This is a genomic window from Mesorhizobium sp. M7A.F.Ca.CA.004.06.1.1 (assembly GCF_003999135.1).
GTDB lineage: Bacteria > Pseudomonadota > Alphaproteobacteria > Rhizobiales > Rhizobiaceae > Mesorhizobium.
This window is the reverse complement of sequence record NZ_RZPQ01001352.1, coordinates 1-660: the sequence shown is the minus strand read 5'-3', so window position 1 is coordinate 660 and position 660 is coordinate 1. Positions and strand designations below refer to the sequence as shown.

Sequence of the window (660 nt, the reverse complement as noted above, 5' to 3'; positions counted from 1 at the left end):
GAGAAGGCGCTTGCCTGCTCACTGACCGCCTTGCCGCGTTCGAACAGCGTGCTGCCGGCCTCCGTCAGTTCGTAGCCGTGCCGTCCTCGACGGAACAGTGTGACGCCGAGTGCCCGTTCCAACTCGCCGATGTGACGGCCAAGCGTCGGCTGGCTGGCCGAAAGCTTTCGCGCGGCGGCCGACAGGCTGCCGGATTCCGCCACGGCGACAAAGCTCTTGATCAGGTTCCAGTCGATTTCAGCCATTCATTTATGAATATCAGAACGCCATCTGTAGTCAATTTCCATTCGCGTTCAGAGCGACCATATTCCGGCTGCAGACACCAACACGGACTGCAAACACCACCAGGAGAACTCAGATGAACAAGATCGCTCTCACCACCGCCGCCATCCTCATTTCCGTCAGCGCCGCCTTTGCCGGCAGCGACAAGTTTGGGTCGAACGACGCCAGCCGGCCGGCTGTCACCAGCACCGACAACACGACCACCGCTTCGATCCACAACCCGGATGCGGCCGTCCGGCAGCCGGTCACGCAAGGCAGCAACCGCGACCTCTTCGGCAGCCGCTGATCTCGATCGCGCTTGTCGCTGATCCCGATCGCGCCTTGCGACCGACCACGCAAATCCCAACCCCGGAGTGCTTCCAATGACCAGTATCGCAA

General features: G+C 61.5%; 2 protein-coding genes. One reads left to right on the top strand and one right to left on the bottom strand.

Going from position 1 to position 660, the window contains the following annotated elements; translation table 11 throughout:
• On the bottom strand, nt 1-245 hold a 245-nt coding region (locus tag EN906_RS36275; protein ID WP_164777716.1), incomplete at its 3' end, for a LysR family transcriptional regulator.
• A gap of 113 nt (nt 246-358) precedes the next feature.
• On the opposite strand from EN906_RS36275, the gene EN906_RS36270 reads away from it, so the two are divergent.
• Nucleotides 359-568, top strand: a complete 210-nt coding sequence (locus EN906_RS36270; RefSeq protein ID WP_127266903.1) for a DUF680 domain-containing protein — start codon at nt 359-361, stop codon at nt 566-568.
• The last annotated feature ends 92 nt before the right edge of the window (nt 569-660 follow it).

What these genes read in the sequence shown, in the direction of transcription:
- EN906_RS36270 (WP_127266903.1), top strand. Translation starts at nt 359, where the DNA reads ATGAACAAGATCGCTCTCACCACCGCCGCCATCCTCATTTCCGTCAGC.